Source organism: Chelatococcus asaccharovorans (genome assembly GCF_003201475.1).
Taxonomy (GTDB): domain Bacteria; phylum Pseudomonadota; class Alphaproteobacteria; order Rhizobiales; family Beijerinckiaceae; genus Chelatococcus; species Chelatococcus asaccharovorans.
The window spans coordinates 15,969-36,292 of sequence record NZ_QJJK01000019.1 but is presented as its reverse complement, the minus strand read 5'-3'; the positions used below and the strand labels follow the sequence as shown (position 1 = coordinate 36,292).

Here is a 20,324-nt window from a genome sequence, read left to right as displayed (position 1 = left end):
CGACCTTCTGCAGAAGGCCGGCACGACGCGTTTCGCGCAAGCGGCAATCTTGCCGCGGATGGTGATGAGTAAGGCTCCGGTGCGCAATGAAGGCGAATCTCATATCGCTTCCCTCGCGAAGAAGGCTGCGGCCTTCTTTAGGATGTCGCGCTCCGCCTTCAGCTTCGCGACTTCCTTGCGCAGCCGGTCAATCTCAAGCTGCTCCGGCTTCATCTGTCCGTAGGCCGGTAGAACGCACGCTGCGGATCGGCGCCGAGTTCCCGAATTTATTTGCGCAGCACGTTCTGGTGCAGATCCAGATCACGGGCTGCCTGCGCCACCGCAACGCCCTTCACCAGCCTCACCGCCTCAAGCTTGAGCTTGCGGCTGAACTTCCTTCTTCGTATTCCCACTCTCCAGTTCCGTCAAAACACCTTGTCTCGGTGTCCACGAAACCGGCAGCAGGCCAACCCCCCGCACTCAAGCTAGCGCTCATGGACAAGGGTTGACTGAGGAATCCGGTTTTGATTCAAGGCTTCCATTTGGAGGCAGCCTTGGGCGAACGGATTGGTTTGACGGACGAGGAATGGGCGCTGATCGGTCCGCTTCTTCCTGCTGAACGGGGGCGCGGATGCCGCCCTGCTCATGACAATCGACGTTATTTCGAGGGCATGATGTGGATGGCGCGCACGGGCGCGCAATGGCGACATCTGCCTGACGAATACGGCAAATGGAACAGCGACTTCCGCCGTTACCGACGATGGGTCGAGACCGGCGGGTTCGAGGCGATGCTCGAAACGCTGGCTGAACTGGTCGAGCGGGATCGAAGCGCCGACATGATCGATAGCACCGTTGTCCGGGCCCATCATTGTGCGGTCGGCATAAAAAGGGGACTCAGGAGGCCGAGGCGCTTGGCCGATCGCGCGGCGGCTTCACCTCCAAGCTCCATGCCGGCTGTGATGCGAAAAGGCCGCCCGCTCGGCTTCGTTCTGACACCCGGGCAAACGCACGACACCCAGGGCTTTGCGCCATTGTTCCGGATGGTCTCCGACCGGATCGAGGCATTCCTCGCCGACAAGGGCTATGACGCCGACGCCATTCGCGAAGAGATCGCCAGCGCCAACGTCGAGGCTGTCATCCCGTCAAAGAGCAACAGGCGCGATCCGATCCCACACGACAAAGCCAAATACAAATGGCGAAATCAGATCGAGCGCCTCTTCAACAAGCTCAAGAATTGTCGGCGCATCGCAACGCGCTACGACAAGACCAAGGAATCCTATCTCGGCTTCGTCGCCATCGCCGCAGTCAAACTATGGATACCCTTTGTCCACGAACGCTAGGAAATTAGCCGCCATTAATCTGCGAAGCACGCGAGACAGCGCCTGCCGACAAAGGCTTTGCACAGCAAAATAACGGTCATAGTGGGTGGTGGAGTGCCCCTCATTTCACCGGACACCCGCCCACTGGGTCTGGGCTCGGAGGAACTCACTCGGGGAGCGCGTTCTCCCCGGAGGCCGGATTTCGATCTTCCGCGGAGTTTGGCTGCGGAGGATCGTCATGAACACCAGAACCACTTACCCGATAACCGACTGCTATGTCGCTTTGGAACAAGAGGTGGACCCGATAGGGGCTGGGAGGCTTCTCAAAGAACGGTATTGTAGCTAGATGTGCAGGTCGGGCTTTCCCTGATGGGGGCCGGTGAGAAACGCTTTCAGCACGCGCGTGGCGACGATGAGATCGGCGGGGTTGATATCCGCCAGCTGTTCGTCCTGGTAGCGCGACAAGTATTCGATCATCTGACGGCGACGCTGTTTTCCGGATTCTGTCAGCGCGAAACGGTGACCATCAAAGATTGCAACGTGGCCGTCTGCCAGGAACTCGTTCAAGGAGTCGTCGACTTCGCGGCGGTCGAGATACATGCGCCTGGCGAGTTCGTCCGCCGTCAGAGGCGCCGACTGATAGAGGCCGGCGAGCACTTTGCTTCCGACCTGGGTGTAGCGCGCCGCCGACCGCCGCTCCTCCAAATCGGCGTCTTCCTTATAGTGGGCTTTTGCGATCAGGCTCAAGAACGGCAATTCGTCGAGGCCAGGTTCTTCAAACTTTCGGTCTCGCGCCTTCGCTGCCACTTCGGGGTGGTCTAAAGTAATCCCGTACCGCCCTTGCGAAAAAGCCAGCGGGCTTCCCTCGGAGCGCCCGAACTCGATGACGCGGCCTATCATGATGGTGTGGTCGCCGCCCTCGTGCCGAGCCTCGCAGACGCAATCGAAATAGGCCAGCGCATTGTCGATCAGCGGCGATCCCGTCCCGCCCCTGTGCCAGTCCACCAGGCTGAACTTGTCGTAGCTGGCGCTGGCGAAAGCCTGCGAGACGCCCACCTGATCGTCGGCGAGAATGTTTATTGCGAAATGCGCGCTCTGCCGGAACGCCGCATGGCTGCGCGAGGTGTGCGCGATCGACCAGAGTACCAGAGGCGGATCGAGGGATACCGAAGCGAAGGAATTCGCGGTGACCCCGGCTGGCGCGTCCAAGCCCGGCGTAGTAATGATGGAAACCCCGGTCGGAAAGCTACCAAGCGCACGCCGAAACGCCTTGGGATCGGCGGCGGGGTCTCCGCCCTCGACGATCAATCGTGTCTTGTCAGCCATCGCCTGAACACCTCGAATCTGAATTCATTGCTGAATACACTTTAATCCAGTCCCGCACAACCCCTTTCTTTCCGCCTCGGAGTACGGGCCCGAGGCCAGGCCGCCGTCCGTCAGCGGCTTGACCGGAAAGCGGTGCCGGTACGGAGAAATAGTCGACATCTCCTGGCTGTAACCTCGGCGACGGTCTGCCTCCAGAAGCGTCCTTGGCAGGGTCCCATCCCACAGCGCAGGAGTGCCTTCATCTTATTGAGCCCGACGGGCCTCAGAGCATCGGCAGCGGCGAGTACCTTATCTACGATTATGTTGTCGCTTGGCACTTAATTGAGTTCTTCCTCATATGTGGAACGGCCCTGTTGGCAAGGTATTCTTTGCGCAAAATCCGTCGGACGGTGCAGTCATATGTCCGGCCTCACATGATGATTCCTCCGTCAAGGACTTTTCTTCTGCAATTCGAGGTGGCGCTCTCGTTCCCGCAGATTTCCTGCGAACCTCACATCCGGCGGGAATATTTCCCGACCACTGTCCCTCATTCGGGACGGGAGAGCTCCAAGAGAACGGCACCACTCTGTGAAGACGGCGTCATAGCGCCACGCCGGACAACGGCGACGTTCCCTCGGATTGCAGGGTAGCGCCTGCTCGCAGCGGGCTACCGATCTGATGGCGCTAGGCAGCAGGCTTCATGACCGCGCCTTCGGGCACAACACCATCGCTGACGAACCGCCACAACGCGATCAGCAACTTCCGCGCAAGGGCCACCACCATCACCTTGCGGATACGTCGACCGGTCGCGCCGACGCGTTTGCGGAACCATGCCGCATGTGCGGTGCTCGGCTGGTAGCGTTGCCATAGCCAGGCCAGTTCGACCATCACTGTTCTGAGTCGTCGATTGCCGGCCTTGCCGATGCCTTGTTCGCGGTCGATTCCACCGCTGCTATATGGTGTCGACGCCAAGCCTGCGTAGGCACCCAGCGCTTTGCCGTTGGCGAAACCGCGCACGAAGGCCTCCCGCACCAGCACTGTTGCGCTCTGCACGCCGATGCCACGCAGGCTGGTAAGCTGCTGGATCATCCTGCCGGCCCGATCGGGAGCTTTGCTCTCCGCTACAGCATCGCGTTCCCGCTCGAGTTCTGCAATCTGGCTGAGCACCAATTCGAGCCTGGCAAGCAAGCGCTCAATTTTGCCATGGGCGTGTGGCGGAAGCGGTTCGCCGAGGCCGGTTCGCAGCTCAGCCAAGCGACGCCGTCGATTTTGCAGGAGTGGGTTATAGTCGCCCGCGCCGAGGGTGGCCAAAACAGCACCTGTCGCTTGGCAGCTAATCGTGAGAATGCGGTCGTTTCGATTAGGTTTGGCAGTTAATTGCGAGAATCGGGTAACGCAGATTCTCAATTTAACTGCAATCGAATCAGCGTGACGGCCATGAATCCTTTGAATTTCTTGCGCCGTTTCGGCAAATTCGATGCCGTTGCGTTGCTGATACTGCTTCTCAGATTAAATGCCAATGGCCCGGCTTGATTATCAAATTAAGTGCGCGTTCTCAAATTAAGTGCACAGCTAACCGACTGAAATCGTTGACAAGCGAATCTCATAATTAACTGCCAAGCGACAGCTCTCGAGCAGGGCCTTCTTTCCATCCTCGCGATAATACTTCACATCCAGGACAATGAAGATATCGACGTCAGCCTCTTTCAGTGGCCTGATCATGGTGCTGCGGCGGTATGATCCCGTGAGAAACGTGTCCTTGATGAGGAAATCGCGCTCCAGAACCTCGCGGATTGCTTGCTGGCGGCTCGCAACCGTCTGCTCCTGCAGGTCTGTGATTTCAAGCTTGCTGCGCAGGACACGAAACGCATCCGCAATTGTTCTTACCATGACTTGCAGTAGCCCACCGTTTCGATTGTTGCCATCAGCGTCCCCATCGATCTATCTGATCACCACGTAGAACGGTTCGCTGAAGCCAACCAGACGATCATCGCCTCTACGGATGATGAATGCCTCGGCCATGTGAACGCCGCGATATTCCAACTCTTCCCAGCGACGATTGCCTTCAGTGGGGCACTCGAAACCGCCCCGCCCTTTCTTGAGCGCCATGGCAACTGCGCCGGTATTGGTGATGCGCCATCGGACATAGCAATCATCTGGCACCATCTGGAACTTGTTGACCCTCACGTTGAACCACAAGCCTCCGCGCGGCGGCAGCGCCTCTCCAGAATTGATTGGGTGGGCTCTACCCGTCCTCTGACGAGCGTATTCGGCAGATACTTGGACGTTGCGGGAAACATGTTCCACAGGTTGCCAGCGTGGGGCTTGAAGAGCCGCTGCTACGCGTGGACCTTCTTGAAGTGGTTCGCGCTTTTTGTCGCGATCGCTTCGAGAAGGCTGAATTCGTCGTCTGCACAAACCTCCAGCACGTTTCGGACGAGGCATGGACCTTCCTGTCCGCGCCGGACACATTTATGAGCACGTCGCTTGATGGCGATCGAGCCACACATACGCGCCAGCGCACCTTTGATGCGGCACGAACCGACGCCTTTCTACACAACCTGGCGCGCGCCATCGAAGCCTTTGGGCCGGAAAAGGTTTCGGCACTGCCAACCATTGATCCAGGCAATGCGCCAGCGCCCGAAAAGATCATTCGCACATTTGCCGAGTTCGGCATTCGGTCGATCTATCTGAGGCCGGTGAACTATCAAGGTTTTGCCAGAAAACGCTACGGACACGGCGATGATGTCGCTTGGAACCTCTATTACGACAGGTTCATCGATGCGATGATTGCGTACAATCAAACGGCTCCCCAGCATGTTGAGGAATACTACTTCGTCCACTGTCTGAGGCGTGTCCTGCGACCGGGCCACCACGGCCATGTCGACCTGCGCAACCCGAATACTCTCGGCGCCGACTATCTGGTCGTCGATTTCGACGGCACCTTCTATCCCACCGACGAAGCGCGCATGGTGACCCGTGTTCGTCAGATCGACCTGTCAATCGGCAACGTCTTTGATGGGCTCGATCAATCGAAGTTGGCCATCCTGAATGAAAACGCCGCGAACAACTTTCACGAAGACTGCATGCACTGCCCTTACCAGGCCTATTGCGGCGTCGATGTCGTCGATGATTTGTCCCGATATGGTCGCATCGATCTGCCGAAACACGAGACGAGTTTCTGTCGCCGGCACACCTTTGTTTTCGGGAAAATATTTGAACTGCTCTATAGCGCCGATAGCGCCGTGAAAAAATCATTGGCGCTGTGGCTTGGCATCCCCGAATTCGATCCGGCGCTGGCGCCGGTGCATCGATGATACCGATGCGTCTCAAGGCAGAGATTCCGCCAATCGTCGAGCCGGCCGTGGTGCGTCTGCGCGACAGCGCCGCCCCGCCAAATGAATGGGCGGACAATCAAGCCTATCTCATCGGTCGCGAAGGCAGCCTTCGAGACTATGATTTCCAGGGATTTTCGTTGCGCATCGATGCTCCGGATAATGAGCGGCTCGATGGCGATGTCGTTCTCTTGTTGCCACAGCAAAACATTGCGCATCGGCTAATACGCGCGGGATCGAACCACAATACTTTTCTGGTCACGGAGCGCTGCGACCAGCTTTGCGCAATGTGTTCCCAGCCACCTAAACGACATCACGTCGACCTATTCCCGCTCTTCGAGCAAGCGGCCAAACTCGCTCCCCGTGGCGCAACTGTTGGCCTCTCCGGCGGCGAGCCAACGCTCTATAAGCAACAGTTGTTTCGCTTTCTCCGCGTCGTCCACGAGGAGCGGCCCGACCTTCGCTTTCATATTCTCAGCAACGGCCAGCATTTCAACAATGCCGATTTGGAAACCATGCGGTCATTGCCGCACGATCAGATCCTGTGGGGTATTCCGCTTTACGCGCCAGACGCCGTCGTTCACGACGAGATCGTTGGCAAAGCCGGCGCTTTCGACGCCCTGATGGCTGGTTTTACGCTGCTCCTGAAGGCGGGAGCCGCCATTGAGCTTCGCACAGTGGTCATGACAACAAATGCTCAAGATCTCCCCGAGCTCGCGCATTTCATCGCGACCAACCTTCCTTATTGCTCCACCTGGGCAATCATGCAGCTGGAGCCTATTGGCTACGGTCGAAAGAATTGGGATCGATTATTCTTCGACAGTAGCGTCTCCTTCACTCCGATCAGCCGGGCAATAAATATCGCGGCGGCGCGCGGCATCGATGCTTCTCTCTATAACTTCCCCCTTTGTACCGTTCCTTCCGCCTATCGATCCTTTGCACCGTCCACGATCTCGGACTGGAAACGGAAATACCTTTCGTTTTGCGATGAATGCTCACTCAGGAGGATTTGTGGCGGGTTCTTTGAATGGTATGATTCCAACAAGGGGTTCATGCGGGCGGGCGCCATATGAAGCGAGCACTATTCCTTATCCCATCGTTGATTACTGCAGGGTTCTTCCCCGCAAAGGCTGATGCACAACCTCCCGGGCCGGCCATCGAGCCGCTGAAGGACCGGTCGCCATCTCTGTTTCAAAGATTTCGGCTGGATCATCTCTATACGCTTGCGGCGCATCGCTCGCATTCAAGCCATCGTTCCCACTCGAGCCACCGGTCCTCGTCGGGCGGCGGGTATTCCACCCGGCAATACAGACCGCCATCGCGGCTCTACACCCCACCGCCGGCCGCGCCTGCTCCGCGCGCTGTTCCCGACTCGCGAAATCGAAGCAGCACGCCCCCGTCGTCCATACTGCCCAGCCCACCGGCAGCTGCCCCGAAGACATTACCGGGTAACACCGAAAAGTTCCGCCGCATTGTTGAGGAGGTCCAACTCGCTCTGTTTGCCTACGGCTACTACACCGGGGAAATAGACGGCATCATAGGCCCGGAATCAAAGGCCGCGTTGTCGAAGATGCAGGCAGACTACGGGCTGAAGGTTACGGGAACCGTTACTCCGGAGGTTTTGGATGCGTTGGGCATCGTGGCGCGCTAACCTTCTCCCGGTAGCAACTTTCGCTTTGGGCATGCTGACGGCAATCGCGGCGGCTCCGGTCTGGAAGGCTGTCGTGATCCAGCTTGCGCAGCCGAAATTCTCGGAGCTGACCTACAAATGCGATCAGGCGATGCGCGATCACATGATCGCCAAGCAAACCGTTAGCCAAAGTCCCTCTGATGCCACCGTTCAAAATTTGAAGGCGGCGGAGATCGCCCTCTTGGACTGCCAGGACTACGATCTGATGCGCAAGCGGCTTATCCGCTGGGGGCTTTCAGACAATGAATTGAGCGAAATGGCGCTTGTCGCGATCGAAGAACGCGCCAGCACCCTCCAGGAAGTCGTGCGCATTCATGAAATACGCTACTAGCGCAATCCTCCTCACCGTTGGCCTTTTGTTGTCAGACGCGTCTCAGGCTGAGGGTTTGCGGGAGACAGTCCTCCGTAAGGCGGCAATCGACGCGGGTCTTATGCCCGCGGAAGAAACGCAGCGCGCGGTTGCGCCGGAAGTGGCTGCCGTCGGCAAGCTGATTTTTGAGACGAGAAAGCTGTCGCTGGAGCATGAGGTCGCCTGTGCTTCCTGTCACATTGACCGCTTTGGATCAGCAGATGGCTTGCCGAACGCGATCGGCACGGAGGGCCGCGGCCAAGGGATAGAACGCTTGCTCGGTGGCGGCGATATTATTCCTCGAAATGTCCTGCCGCTCTGGGGCCGGGGCGGCAAGGGTTTTGATGTCTTTTTCTGGGACGGTCGTGTGGAGGCGACCGCTGATGGCGTACACAGCCAGTTTGCGGGTGGAGAGCCTTCCGACGATCCGCTGACAGTTGCGGTTCACCTTCCGCCGGTCGAGATCGGCGAGATGGTTCTGAATAGCGCAGGCAATGAAAAGCTCCAGGGAGAGAGCGTCGAATCCGCCACCGAAGTATTCACACTCCTGGCAGAACGCCTGAGCAATGATGCCGATATCGGTCCAAAACTTTCCGGTGCAATGGGAGTTGAGAGAGAAAAAATCCGCTTCTTGCACGTGGCGCAAGCCCTGGCTGCGTTCATCCGCGACAACTTCAGGCTGAAGGCAACGCGTTTCCACCAGTTCGTGTTTTCGGGCGGGTCCCTTTCGAATGCCGAGATCGCCGGAGGGCTTTTGTTCTACGGCAAGGCGCGGTGCTCGACATGCCACAATGGCCCCTATTTTACGAATATGGAATTCCATGCGGTACCGTTCCCGCAGGTCGGATTTGGCAAGAACGGCTTCGGCACCGACTACGGGAGATACAATGTCACGCTCGACGTAGATGATCTTTACAAGTTCAGAACGCCGCCGCTCTACAACGTGACCAAAACCGCCCCCTATTCACACTCCGGGTCCGTTTTCACGCTTGAAGCTGCGATTCGAGCGCACACAGACCCCCTGTACGAATACGTAGGCTCGCTCGCGAACGATGCGCAGCGCGCCAATTTTTATGAGCAACTGCGGCGATGGGCGACGGAGCCGCTATTCGGGATTCACCTCAGTGACGAGGAGATCGCGAACCTTGTCGCATTTCTATCGACGCTAGAGTTCGCGAGCGATGCCGCAATAAAGGAAGGCGAGTAAAGAATGCAGGCAGCGCGGCATAGATTTCGATTTTCCGCTCCTTGTAGGGCTCCGTAGCGAGCGGAAGGGGAAGGCGGTGGTTCGTCTGTTTGTCGCAGTTACGGACAAGGCCTGGTTCGACATGCTTGGCGCGTCGCCGCCGCATGATGAGGTGAACTTCTGGCAACCTAGCGGAACAACGACGTTCAAAGCGCTGCAGCCCGGTGAGCTGTTCCTTTTCAAGCTCCATGCACCCAACAATTTCATCGTCGGCGGCGGCGTATTTAGCCATGCCTCCCTCGTGCCGCTTTCGCTGGCTTGGGATGCATTTGGACTGAAGAATGGCGTTGCAGATCGCGCCGAAATGCGGGCGCGCATTGCGCACTACCGCCGTGATCCCGCTATCTTGGATGAGCGGCAGGATCCAGTCATCGGGTGTCGAATTCTTACCCAGCCCTTCTTCTGGCCAAGAGACCTTTGGCTTCCGATTCCAGAGAGCTGGTCGCCCAACATCGTGACCGGCAAGGGCTTCGGTGTCGAGGAAAGAGACGGGCGCTATCTCTGGGATGCGGTGGCTGACAGGCTGTACGGTGACGCCAGCTCCGCTGCTTCGGATTCTGCCGAGCGATACGGGCGACCCACCCTTATCAAGCCACGGCTGGGGCAAGGCGCATTCCGCCTCAGCGTGACGGACAGCTATGAGCGACGCTGCGCAATTTCCGGCGAGAAAACGCTACCCATTCTCGATGCCGCGCATATTCGAGCCTACGATGCTGGCGGTGAACACACGCCGTCCAATGGCTTGCTCCTGAGAACGGACATCCACCGCCTATTCGACCTTGGCTATGTAACGATCGGCCCCGATAGGCGCTTTGAGGTCAGTCGCCGCCTCAAGGCAGACTTTGACAATGGCCGGCACTATTATGACCTGCATGGGACACCGATGCGGTTGCCGCGCCACCAGGAGGCCCTGCCATCCAACGAGGCTCTCGAATGGCACCGGCAGAACAGATATCTAGGATGAATCCGCCGCTGACACTTCCCTGGTTGGCACGGCTGAGGTGGCTGGTATGACCGAAAGTCCTGAGGACGCGCGCATTCGATTGGCCGCCGTGGCGCACATCAAACGCCTTGCGGCTGGCGGCGTGGTGACGTCGGAAGACTTGCGAGCGGGCTTCTTCAGTGACGGCGAACGGGTTCCTTTGATCAACCCGCAGCGCGGCATCTTCAAGCCCTCGCGCATGCAGCACCTCTTAAGCGTGCGAACCGTCTATCCACGGACCGGTGCGCGCGTCTGGTACGACGATCAGCGTGTCGTGCATGAGCAGATCGAGCAGGGCGAGGAACTCGTCGACTATGCCTTCATGGGCCAATGATCCAAGCGCCGCAGACAATCGGTGGCTCAAGGCGGCGCAAGACGCACAGGTTCCTGTTCTCTATTTCCTAGGGGTTGCGCCGCAGCGTTATACGCTGATCTGGCCAACCTACGTGGCCGACTGGTCAGCCGCCGACCTGAAGGTGCGTTTGGCCTTCGGATCTCCTGCGGCAGCCAACGAACATTGGGCACTGCCCGACGCGCCGGAGCGCCGTTATGGATTGCGCTTGGTGCGACAGCGTCTGCACCAGGCGCGATTCCGCGAGTCGATTCTGGCCGCCTATGGCAACCGTTGTGCCGTCACCGGCTTGCCCGAGCCGCGGTTATTGGACGCCGCGCACATCATCGCGGACAAGGACGAGGAATTCGGCCAGCCGGTCGTGCCCAACGGTCTGCCATTATCCAAAATCCACCATGCGGCATTCGATGCCAATCTCATCGGTATCGATTCTGACTACCGAATTCATGTCAGCGATGCACTGTTGTCTATGAATGACGGCCCAATGTTCGAGCACGGGCTGAAGGCTATGGCCGGCCAGATCATCAAGCTGCCGATCCGTTCCCAGGACTATCCGGACCGGGATCGACTTGCAGAACGCTTCTCACAGTTTCTTGATACCTGAAGCCCACGGTTCAACGGGTTGCTCACCCGCACCATGGCCTTGGAGTTGGCGGGCAGCTTGTCGCGCCGCACCGGAAAGGAACCGCAAGCCCTTCCGCAATGAGAATTGGGCCGACGTCGCGCCCGTCGACGCGAAGCGTGCCGCAGCTGCGGCCATAGTTGCAGGCCTCGGTCCCCTCGGTTCCGGGCCGACACGAACACGCCACGCGCTCGATCGTCACCTTGCCAGAGGTAACGAGCTCGCTCAGCCGCTCGGTGGCACGCCGGCCAAGCTCCCGTTCCTGCGCACAACGCGCATTCGTCGTCTCTGGTGTGTTGAACCCGACGAGTCGCATGCCTTTCGCCTCACCGGAGATGCGGATCGTGTCGCCGTCGACCACGGAAAATTGCGGCGTCTCCATTGGACCCAATGCATTTGAAGGAGCAAAGGAAAATGGAGACGAGAAGTCCAAGGATGGAAGTTTTTGAAACGCCACAAAGGCACTCGCTATCACCATAATGGCGGCCACCAGGGAGAGATCGCGGAGGAAGCGTCTGGTGAGCCAGCGCGCTTCCCGCGCCAGGACTCCACCAAGAAGATGCCGATGGCGACGGCGTGGTGGCCTGCTCAGATACCGAATATTTGTGCTCCCAGTCGGCAGCGCTCCCATGATTTCTTCGAGCTTACGAACCTGCTTTTCGCTGAGGCGTGTTTCAGGACCAAACTTGCGAAAGCGGGCTTGGATATTGGCGAGGAATTTTAGCTCCCACGCGCTCAGGTGGTGGCCAGTGCGCATCGCGGATTCGATCCGCGTCTCCAGTTCACTGAGCTCGGACGGTGAGTAGGCCACCGCTTGCTGCCGCCCCCATTTTGCTACCCAACAATGTACCTCGGCAAGATACCGCAAATGCGTCGCGACAGCGAGCGAGGTGGACCGCTCAGGCCGTGCTGTCGCCGCCAAGGAGGTCTAAGGCTTGGTTTCCGCATCTCGACCGCATCGACGTGGCGATTGCGGCGCTGCGGCATGAGACTCTACGCAGCTCCTACGCTTGAACACGCTGCCGAGATCAATGATGCGTCGACCGCGCGACACGTAGCAACACGGTCGATATTCTTATCAGCCCGCTGATTGAGAACACGACAACCTCCCGTTATGCTTGTGACGGCGCTTTGGGAGGGGGATAAATGCTCAGGTTTGTTGTGGCGGCTGCTTTCGCGATGGTGTTTTCATGGCCGATGCTGTCCTTTGCGGCCGATGCAACCCGGGAAAAATGCACCTGCGACCTCAAGGACCCAACTCTGAGCAACGGGGCATCTGTCCGCAACGCCACTGCCTGCTGGTCAACGGAAGATGTCGATCGCGAATGGTGTGATATTTCGGTGCAAGCGATCGAAGGCGATGACCGACACCAGAGCATCATTTCTCAACTCGTCAATTTGCAACGTGACCCGAGTGAGCTGACTGCCTACCTGCAGTCCCAGGCCCTGGCCACTCAGGAGATTGCGGAGCCCACCTTCGCAGAAGCACGCAAGCTGCTTCCTGACGTGATGTCCAAATTCAGCGATCTGACATCGAAGTGCATCGAAGGGTTCATTGCTCGAACGAAGGATGACGTCCCGTTTGAGGGCATCGAAGAAGGCGCTTTCAGATGCCGAATTGGCCAGACGACCGGATGGCTGAGGGTGTCGTTCCAAGTTGACGATGTCAGATTTGTCTTGATGGTCGCTCCCGATGTTTAGGAAAGCAGTGTGGTGGCTTGTTGGAGTGGCTGCAGCCGCGATCATCGGTCCCTATGTCTGGAATTGGTGGCAATCCATAGTGACCCCTCCGCCAAGGCCGATCACGGTCGACTTCAACGATGTCCAAGGCTGCAGTCAGGGTAAATTGTTCGACATCGCCAATCGCCAGATGGACGATGTCTCGCTCACGAACGGGGCTGACTCGCTCGTCATTTGCGACGACCAGAACCTGCAAGCGATCCGCTCGGAGCTACCAAGAGCACTCGCCAATCGTATCCCGGGCTGCCTCGTATGGCGCGGCAGGGATGGTGGCGGTCTTGTACTCGTGCGAAAAAGCGAAGCCGTTTGTGCCCTGCCTGGCGGCAAGAGCTTCATCTGCGATGGCCCGAATGCCCGACACGGGCTCGGCCACAACGCCATAGGAGACTCAATGGAGCCGGTTGCGCTCTGTCCGCCCGATCTGCTGCGTCGTTTCGGCTTCCCGTCCTGACCGGCATTGGGCGTCGGCAAGAAAGATCGGCAATCAACATCGGCAATATTGCTGACATTTGGTCCAAAGGACCTTATGTTATAGGCAATTGCGACGCTACAGAGATCGGCAGAGAATGCTTGAAACCCCTGCGCGAATTGAGCCGCTGTTCTTCGACGACGCAGTGCCAACCGTCCTGGCCGATCTCGCGATCGAGCTGCAGAAGGCTGCCGATGAACTCGGCCGCGGCCTGCATCCGGAATCGGCTGCCGAGCTGGCCGATCTCGTGCGGGTCATGAACAGCTACTATTCCAACCTGATCGAGGGGCACAACACCAGGCCAAAGGATATCGAAATGGCACTGGCGGGAGCCGAAATCGATCCGGAGCGCCGACCACTTGCCTTGGAGGCCAAGGCCCATGTGGAAGTCCAACGGATGATTGACGGCCGCGCTCTCCGCAATGAGCTGCCTAGTCCGACATCCATGGAATTCATCCGGTGGGTCCATCGCGCATTCTATGACGAGATGCCGGCAGAGTTCCGATATGTGGAGAAACCCGACGGTACGAAAGTGGATATCGTGCCCGGCGAGTTCCGGACGATATCCGACCACGACGTCGCGGTCGGCCGACACCAGCCACCTTCTTCGTCACGAGTAATTGCCTTCATGGAATGGTTCCAGAAGCGATTTGCGATGGCCGAGAAACAGGCCAGCCTGCGGATTATCGCCATTGCCTCGGCGCATCATCGGCTGAACTACATCCATCCTTTCCCCGACGGCAATGGCAGGGTCAGCCGTCTGATGTCTCACGCGATGGCGCTCAAAGCCGGGATCGGCGGCAATGGATTGTGGTCGATTTCACGTGGTCTTGCCCGTGGCCTGAAAGATCGCGGCGAGTACAAACGGATGATGGACCACGCTGACAGTCCTCGCCAGGGCGACCGTGACGGCCGCGGCAATCTGTCGGAGTCCGCGCTCAAAGATTTTGTCGAATGGTTCCTGACGGCCGCACTTGACCAGGTCAGGTTCTCGACCGCCATGTTCGACCTCACACGGCTGGAGGCGCGGTACCGTGCTCTCGTGAAAGATGTCGTTGACGACAAGCGGGCGCCTGATCTGGTGTCGGCCGTGTTGCGACATGGCAGCCTTCCCCGGGGTGAGGCGAACTTTGTTCTAAAGACGTCCGAGCGAACAGCACGGAATACGTTGTCGGATTTGGTCGACCGTGGCTTCCTGAAATCAGATACCCCAAAGGCGCCGGTCCGCATCGCCTTCCCTCTCGATTTCCGGGAGCGGCTGTTTCCGAACCTGTTCACGGATGCCGATGTTACTGTGCCTGAGCCGCCCTCACTTTCCTTCAGGTGAGGGGATTTGTCCCGTCCGAACCGGTCTGGACACGCGCGGCCAGGGACCGTGCGCCCGACCTGACGATCACGGAACGCTGGCGGGTCCGGCGCAAACTCTGGCCCGGCTCGGCGACATGGCGTTATCTCCACGACACGCGCCACATCCCTGAACGTGTCATCCGGAAGGCCATTGCCGCGAACCTCCTGCGCGAAGGCCCGAAGGGCAGTATGTGGGCCGGCCATACCGATTCCGCCGGCCAGGTGACCGGCTGGGAGGAGCGCGGTCCCGATTGGCGCGGCTTTGCGACCGGCGGCGCCAAGATGCTGTTCCGTCTCGGCCGGCCCGATGCGCCTCGACTCTGTGTCACCGAGGCGGCGATCGACGCCATGAGCCTGGCTGCGATCGAAGATGTTCGATCAGACACCCTCTATCTCAGCACCGGCGGCGGCTGGGCGCCGGCCACGGCCGAAGCTCTTAAAACATACGCCCACCGGCCGGGCGCCCATCTCGTGGCGGCCACCGACAACAACGCGCAGGGCGAGATCTATGCCTGTCGACTGAAGGCGCTTGCGGCCGAGGCAGGATGCGGGTTCGAGCGGATCTGTCCGCTGGAAGACGATTGGAACGCCGAACTGGGAAGGAGTGAGGTATCGAAAGGGAGGGAGAAGCCGAAGGAGGATGGCTGCCGCATGCCCGCCGGCCGCCTCAAGGGTGACGCTTCGCCCGGCTGACGCCGGCCCTTGACCCGGCCGGACGGAGAGGCGGCCGCTTGAGAGGGGTCCGGAAGGGCTGAAGACGATGGCGACGTCGAGAGGATGAGCCGCGCTCCAGCCCCGGAGGCCAAGGAGCCACCCATGACCCTCTCTCCCATCCGCAAGATCTATTTCGGCGTTGCCGATCGCCGGCAGATGTTCCGTCTGTTCGATCGCCACGCCCAGCGCCCGAACCGTTGGCAGAACGACGATGGTGCCCTGTTCGCGGGCGAATGGTTCGAGATCGCCCGGCCCGAACACGATTACATGCTCGATATCCTGCCGCCGCTCTGGATGCGCGGCGAGATGTTCGCCCTGGGCGAATTCCTGACCGGCAGCATCACCAGCGTGTTCTATGCGCTCTGCATCAACGGGGTTGACCGCTACTTCCATGCCTATTGCGATCTCGCCCGGCCGGGTTCGCCCGTCGAGATGCGCGACGCCATCGTCGAGCGGGAGCGTCGCCCGGTCAAGGCGATGACCCGCGAGGAGCGCATCGAGCACATCTGGAGCGCCACCGAGGACCGGTATCGCGGCTATGCCGGACCGAATTTCCGGCCCGAGCATCGCGGCAAGCGCACCGTCATCGTCTATGGCGGGCAGGCAAGCAGCTTCGCGTTGCTGGATCATCTGACCGACGCGCAGATCTCGGAAAAGCTTCCGGTTCATCTGCGCCACCTGCCGCTCGCCGAGGCCGCGTGAGGTCGCCATGTTCACCTTCCCGATCATGGCCGTGCGCAAGGTCATCGCGCGCGGGGAAGCCGACGCGGCCGCCAATGGCGGCTTCCGCGATCCCTACTACGGCTTGAAACCCGGCCAGGGCGAAAAGCCAGGCCTGTGGCTCGTTGGCGACGAGGGCGTCTATATCATCTCGAACGGCAAGCTCGCCGACGGACAAAAGCCGCTCGTCGTCTATTCCGCCGAATGCCATCCGAAGGGCAATCCGGACTGGTGGGACTACAAGTGCCGGCATTTCGGGGGCGATGACGGCATCGAGTTCATCGACGCCGACCTGCTGATCCCGAGCTTCAACCGGAATTTTGGCGCCACCCATCTGAGGGTCCAACTCACCGAGCGCGACATCACGTTCGCGCTGATCACCCGCTGATCCCATCCCGAATCTGTCGCGAGCGTCGCGTCACCGGTCATCCCGGCGGCGGGCGGCCGCGCACCCCAACACACGGAGAACCACCCATGCCCAATGACGACCCCTTCACGCTCGATCTTTTTGGCAACACCTCCCTTTCATCCGGCCTCGGTCTTGGCGTCACCGCGTTCGGCACGACGATCGAACCGCCGGAGGATCATGATAATACGCCGGAAGAGCCGGTGCCGGCGGCCTCACAACGCGCCGGCAACACCGCCGACAACGAACGCGGCGAGGACTTCCATCTCGCCGGCGATCGCGGTCTGGCCCGCGGCTGGAGACAACGCGCCAAGGACAACATCGCCGCCATCGCGCTCGCCCAGACAATCGAATCCGAAGCCCGCCCGGCGACGGCCAAGGAACAGGCGGCGCTCATCAAGTTCACCGGGTTCGGCGCCTCGGAACTGGCCAATGCGGTGTTCCGGCGTCCGGGCGAAGAGGCGTTTCGCAAGGGTTGGCAGGAGATCGGCGCCGATCTGCAGGATGTCACCTCGGAGCAGGAATACGCTTCGCTCGCCCGCTGCACCCAGTATGCGCATTTTACGCCAGAGTTCATCGTCCGGGCCATCTGGTCGGGCTTGCTGCGGCTCGGCTGGAGCGGCGGCCGGGTGCTTGAACCCGGCATCGGAACAGGGCTGTTTCCCGCTCTGATGCCCGAGGACCTACGCCCGGTCAGCCAAGTCACGGGGGTCGAGCTCGACCCGGTCACGGCGCGGATCTCCCGCCTGCTCCAGCCCCGCGCCCGCATCGTCAATGGCGATTTTGCCCGTACGGATCTGCCGGCGCATTTCGATCTGGCGATCGGCAATCCGCCCTTTTCCGATCGCACGGTGCGCTCGGACCGGGCCTATCGCGGCCTCGGTCTGCGGCTGCATGATTATTTCATCGTCAAGGCGATCGACCGGCTGAAGCCCGGCGGACTTGCGGCTTTCGTCACCTCCAGCGGCACCATGGACAAGGCCGATGCAGCCGCCCGGGAAACGATCGCCCGACAGGCCGATCTTGTCGCCGCCATCCGCCTGCCGGAGGGCAGTTTCCGGGCCGAGGCCGGCACGAACGTGGTGGTCGACATCCTCTTTTTCCGGAAGCGTAAACCTGACGACGCCGAGGGCGACATGTCCTGGCTGGAGACCGACCAGGTCCGGCCTGCAACCGAGGATGAAGGCCCCATCCGCGTCAATCGCTGGTTCGCGCAGCATCCGGATCACGTGTTGGGAATCCATGCCACGACGTCCGGACCATACGGCGAAACCTATACCTGCCTGCCGCAGCGAGGTGTCGATCTGGAGCAGACGATTGCCGCTGCCATCCGTCTTCTTCCGGAAGCGATCTATGACGGCGAGCCCGAAGCCGTCGATCCGGAAACCGATCCCGGCGATGCCCACGAATTCGATAAGCCCGAAGGGCAGGGCATCCGCGAGGGCAGCTTCTTTGTCGGGAAGAACCAGGCGCTGATGCAGATGCGCGACGGCGAACCCGTCACCATCACGGTGCGCAAGGGTCGCAGCGCTGAAGGCGTCTTCGATAAACAGGCCAGGATCATCCGCAAGCTGATCCCGATCCGCGATGCCGTGCGCGAGGTCCTCAAGGCTCAGGAGCGAGATCAGCCCTTCAAGCAATATCAGGTCAGGCTGCGCATTGCCTGGTCGAATTTCGTGCGCGCCTTCGGTCCGGTCAATTCCACCACCGTGTCGGTGAAGGAGGACCCCGAAACCGGCGAAGTCCGCGAAACGCACCGTCGTCCCAATCTCCAGCCCTTCCTCGACGATCCCGATTGCTGGCTCGTCGCCTCGATCGAGGATTACGACCTCGAGACGAACACGGCGCGCCCCGGCCCGATCTTCACCGAGCGCGTAATCGCCCTGCCCTCGGCGCCGCTCATCACCTGTGCCGCCGACGCCCTGGCCGTGGTGCTCAACGAGCGCGGTCATGTCGATGTCGATCACATTGCCGAACTCATGCATGCCGATGCGGACACCGTCATCGCTGAGCTGGGCGACGCCGTATTCCGCGATCCGGAGACCAGATCCTGGCAGACCGCCGATGCCTATCTCTCGGGCAAGGTGCGCGACAAGCTCAGGGCCGCGGACGCCGCTGCGGCTCTCGATCCGGTATTCGAACGCAATGTCCGGGCGCTGCGTGATGTCCAGCCGGCCGACCTGAACCCGTCCGATATTACGGCACGTCTGGGTGCCCCCTGGATTCCCGCCGCCGACATTGTCGATTTCGTCGGAGAGATGATGGGTGCCCAAATCAAGATCCGCCACATGCCTGAGCTTGCCTCCTGGACAGTCGAGGCGCGCCAGCTCGGGTATTCCGCCGCCGGGACCTCGGAATGGGGCACGGATCGGCGCCACGCCGGTGAGCTTCTCGCCGATGCGCTCAACAGCCGGGTGCCGCAGATTTTCGATACCGTGAGGGAGGGCGACAGCGAAAAGCGCGTCCTCAACGTGGTCGACACCGAGGCGGCCAAGGAGAAGCTCACAAAGATCAAGACGGCGTTCCAGGCATGGATCTGGTCCGATCCCGACCGGACCGACCGGCTTGCCCGGGACTACAACGACCGCTTCAACAACATCGCCCCGCGAAAATTCAACGGCGATCACCTTCAGCTTCCAGGCGCCTCGGGCGCCTTTTCTCTTTATGGGCACCAGAAACGCGGCATCTGGCGCATCATCTCGGCGGGCTCGACCTATCTCGCCCACGCCGTCGGCGCGGGCAAGACCATGACCATGGCCGCCGCAATCATGGAGCAGAAGCGGCTCGGGCTGATCGCCAAGGCGATGCTGGTCGTGCCCGGTCATTGTCTGGCGCAGGCGGCGCGCGAGTTCCTGGCGCTCTACCCGACCGCCCGCATCCTCGTTGCCGACGAGACCAACTTCACCAAGGACAAGCGGCATCGCTTCCTCGCCCGTGCCGCCACGGCCAATTGGGATGCGATCATCATCACCCAGTCGGCGTTCAGGTTCATCTCCATTCCGTCCGCCTTCGAGCAGCAGATGACCACCTATCTCGTCGCAGTACACATCCTCGTCGATACGCACGCCCCCAGTCCCCGTTCGGCTGTCGCGGCTGCTTTGGAGAACCAGTTCGACCGTTGTGCGGCGGCTGTTCCGGCAGCCGGCACGATAGTCGATTGGGCCGTCGCCGGCGAAGACCTCGCCGTATCGATGGCACCTGTCGTGATTCCGGCCGATTATACGCCGGGCGCAACACCGTTTCCCGAATGGAACACCGCGCGGGCGCCAAGCGCGGAACAACGACCCGGATCGACCCGTCAACGCGCCGATCCCGCATGCAAGGAGCCTGTCGGCTGATACCTGCAGATGTCAAAGGAACTGACGCGATCGATGCCTTGTCACGGGAGCTTGCTCTCCGGGCGTGTGCGACCGCCATCATCAGGAAGAATACCGAGCACAGCAGTGTTCGGCCGCAAGATGCCGGGGTGTCCAGCCACTCGGGATGACGGCCGTGCGGTCCCGGGTCATCGTCATTTCCTTCATGGCTCAGCTTCGGTGGAAGGCCACCCCTGCCGGCCCTCTCTTCGGTTTTGGCTTCGGTCCTAAACTGGCGGCCGGAGCCTTCAAGGCCGCTGGCGCGCCGCGGAGCGGCCATGCGCACCAGCCTCGACAAACCGGCCAAGCGGGACGGCGCGAGGGCAAAGGGCCCTGCTTGCCCGCAAGGCTGGTCCGCTCGGCTTTGGTCCGCACGGACCCTGAAGCCTCCTT

At 60.4% G+C, this 20,324-nt stretch carries 19 protein-coding genes and 3 pseudogenes; 16 read left to right on the top strand and 6 right to left on the bottom strand.

Translation table 11 applies throughout. The features are described from left to right. Positions 1 to 70 precede the first annotated feature (70 nt). A pseudogene (locus tag C7450_RS30590) lies at positions 71 to 386 on the bottom strand (transposase); the annotation flags it as partial. Between the two features lie 147 nt (positions 387 to 533). Between C7450_RS30590 and C7450_RS30585 the strand changes: the two are divergent. Further along, complete coding sequence (locus C7450_RS30585) at positions 534 to 1,319, top strand: IS5 family transposase (RefSeq protein WP_245450257.1); 786 nt, start codon at positions 534 to 536, stop codon at positions 1,317 to 1,319. A gap of 321 nt (positions 1,320 to 1,640) precedes the next feature. Here the strand turns inward: C7450_RS30585 and C7450_RS30580 are convergent, their stop codons facing one another. The 4 genes and pseudogenes from C7450_RS30580 to C7450_RS30565 form a co-directional block, all read right to left on the bottom strand. Next, a complete protein-coding gene (locus C7450_RS30580) occupies positions 1,641 to 2,624 on the bottom strand; it encodes a flavin reductase (protein WP_110378278.1) in 984 nt (327 codons plus the stop codon). A 663-nt stretch (positions 2,625 to 3,287) separates the two neighbouring features. After that, positions 3,288 to 3,923 (bottom strand): annotated as a pseudogene (locus C7450_RS30575) (transposase); the annotation flags it as partial. 252 nt (positions 3,924 to 4,175) lie between these two features. Beyond that, positions 4,176 to 4,493 carry an SMODS domain-containing nucleotidyltransferase gene (locus C7450_RS30570; protein WP_245450255.1) on the bottom strand — a complete coding sequence of 106 codons (318 nt, stop codon included), beginning with the start codon at positions 4,491 to 4,493 and terminating at the stop codon, positions 4,176 to 4,178. Positions 4,494 to 4,544: 51 nt separating this feature from the next. Further along, positions 4,545 to 4,910, bottom strand: coding sequence for a nucleotide-binding domain-containing protein (locus tag C7450_RS30565; protein WP_342588567.1), 366 nt, complete (start codon positions 4,908 to 4,910; stop codon positions 4,545 to 4,547). Positions 4,911 to 4,921: 11 nt separating this feature from the next. On the opposite strand from C7450_RS30565, the gene C7450_RS30560 reads away from it, so the two are divergent. The 8 genes from C7450_RS30560 (at position 4,922) to C7450_RS30530 (ending at position 11,161) form a co-directional block, all read left to right on the top strand. Continuing rightward, positions 4,922 to 5,920: a His-Xaa-Ser system radical SAM maturase HxsB gene (locus tag C7450_RS30560; RefSeq protein ID WP_170147530.1), complete on the top strand. Its 999-nt coding sequence runs from the start codon at positions 4,922 to 4,924 to the stop codon at positions 5,918 to 5,920. A 5-nt stretch (positions 5,921 to 5,925) separates the two neighbouring features. After that, complete coding sequence (gene hxsC, locus C7450_RS30555; RefSeq protein WP_425351269.1) at positions 5,926 to 7,011, top strand: His-Xaa-Ser system radical SAM maturase HxsC; 1,086 nt, start codon at positions 5,926 to 5,928, stop codon at positions 7,009 to 7,011. Next, positions 7,008 to 7,589: a His-Xaa-Ser repeat protein HxsA gene (gene hxsA / locus C7450_RS30550; protein WP_110378275.1), complete on the top strand. Its 582-nt coding sequence runs from the start codon at positions 7,008 to 7,010 to the stop codon at positions 7,587 to 7,589. Before hxsC ends, hxsA begins: the two co-directional genes overlap by 4 nt. Further along, entirely contained in the window at positions 7,564 to 7,959 is a 396-nt protein-coding gene (locus tag C7450_RS30545; protein ID WP_245450251.1) for a TIGR03982 family His-Xaa-Ser system protein, read from the top strand. Before hxsA ends, C7450_RS30545 begins: the two co-directional genes overlap by 26 nt. Beyond that, positions 7,943 to 9,184 carry a His-Xaa-Ser system-associated MauG-like protein gene (locus C7450_RS30540; RefSeq protein ID WP_210206585.1) on the top strand — a complete coding sequence of 414 codons (1,242 nt, stop codon included), beginning with the start codon at positions 7,943 to 7,945 and terminating at the stop codon, positions 9,182 to 9,184. Before C7450_RS30545 ends, C7450_RS30540 begins: the two co-directional genes overlap by 17 nt. 76 nt (positions 9,185 to 9,260) lie before the next feature. Further along, positions 9,261 to 10,187: an HNH endonuclease gene (locus tag C7450_RS30535; RefSeq protein WP_110378273.1), complete on the top strand. Its 927-nt coding sequence runs from the start codon at positions 9,261 to 9,263 to the stop codon at positions 10,185 to 10,187. Between the two features lie 46 nt (positions 10,188 to 10,233). After that, positions 10,234 to 10,539: a hypothetical protein gene (locus C7450_RS34825; RefSeq protein WP_245450249.1), complete on the top strand. Its 306-nt coding sequence runs from the start codon at positions 10,234 to 10,236 to the stop codon at positions 10,537 to 10,539. Further along, complete coding sequence (locus C7450_RS30530; RefSeq protein ID WP_245450247.1) at positions 10,520 to 11,161, top strand: HNH endonuclease; 642 nt, start codon at positions 10,520 to 10,522, stop codon at positions 11,159 to 11,161. The genes C7450_RS34825 and C7450_RS30530 overlap by 20 nt, the downstream gene beginning before the upstream one ends. Before the next feature lie 22 nt (positions 11,162 to 11,183). On the opposite strand, the gene C7450_RS30525 is transcribed toward C7450_RS30530, so the two are convergent. After that, the gene (locus C7450_RS30525; protein WP_245450245.1) at positions 11,184 to 11,990 is read right to left on the bottom strand and encodes a thermonuclease family protein; all 807 of its coding nucleotides are present in this window, start codon (positions 11,988 to 11,990) and stop codon (positions 11,184 to 11,186) included. 335 nt (positions 11,991 to 12,325) lie between these two features. Between C7450_RS30525 and C7450_RS30520 the strand changes: the two genes are divergently transcribed. The 7 genes and pseudogenes from C7450_RS30520 to C7450_RS30490 form a co-directional block, all read left to right on the top strand. After that, complete coding sequence (locus C7450_RS30520) at positions 12,326 to 12,880, top strand: hypothetical protein (RefSeq protein WP_110378272.1); 555 nt, start codon at positions 12,326 to 12,328, stop codon at positions 12,878 to 12,880. Between the two features lie 25 nt (positions 12,881 to 12,905). Beyond that, on the top strand, positions 12,906 to 13,370 hold the full coding sequence (locus tag C7450_RS30515) for a hypothetical protein (RefSeq protein ID WP_110378271.1): 465 nt from the start codon (positions 12,906 to 12,908) through the stop codon (positions 13,368 to 13,370). 115 nt (positions 13,371 to 13,485) lie between these two features. After that, positions 13,486 to 14,715, top strand: coding sequence for a Fic family protein (locus C7450_RS30510; protein WP_110378270.1), 1,230 nt, complete (start codon positions 13,486 to 13,488; stop codon positions 14,713 to 14,715). Continuing rightward, complete coding sequence (locus C7450_RS30505) at positions 14,712 to 15,428, top strand: DUF3991 and TOPRIM domain-containing protein (RefSeq protein ID WP_110378269.1); 717 nt, start codon at positions 14,712 to 14,714, stop codon at positions 15,426 to 15,428. Before C7450_RS30510 ends, C7450_RS30505 begins: the two co-directional genes overlap by 4 nt. Before the next feature lie 123 nt (positions 15,429 to 15,551). Further along, the gene (locus C7450_RS30500) at positions 15,552 to 16,151 is read left to right on the top strand and encodes a DUF1419 domain-containing protein (RefSeq protein ID WP_110378268.1); all 600 of its coding nucleotides are present in this window, start codon (positions 15,552 to 15,554) and stop codon (positions 16,149 to 16,151) included. A 7-nt stretch (positions 16,152 to 16,158) separates the two neighbouring features. Next, complete coding sequence (locus C7450_RS30495; protein WP_110378267.1) at positions 16,159 to 16,557, top strand: DUF3085 domain-containing protein; 399 nt, start codon at positions 16,159 to 16,161, stop codon at positions 16,555 to 16,557. An 86-nt stretch (positions 16,558 to 16,643) separates the two neighbouring features. Beyond that, positions 16,644 to 19,598, top strand: a pseudogene (locus C7450_RS30490) (N-6 DNA methylase); the annotation flags it as partial. Positions 19,599 to 20,324 lie beyond the last annotated feature (726 nt).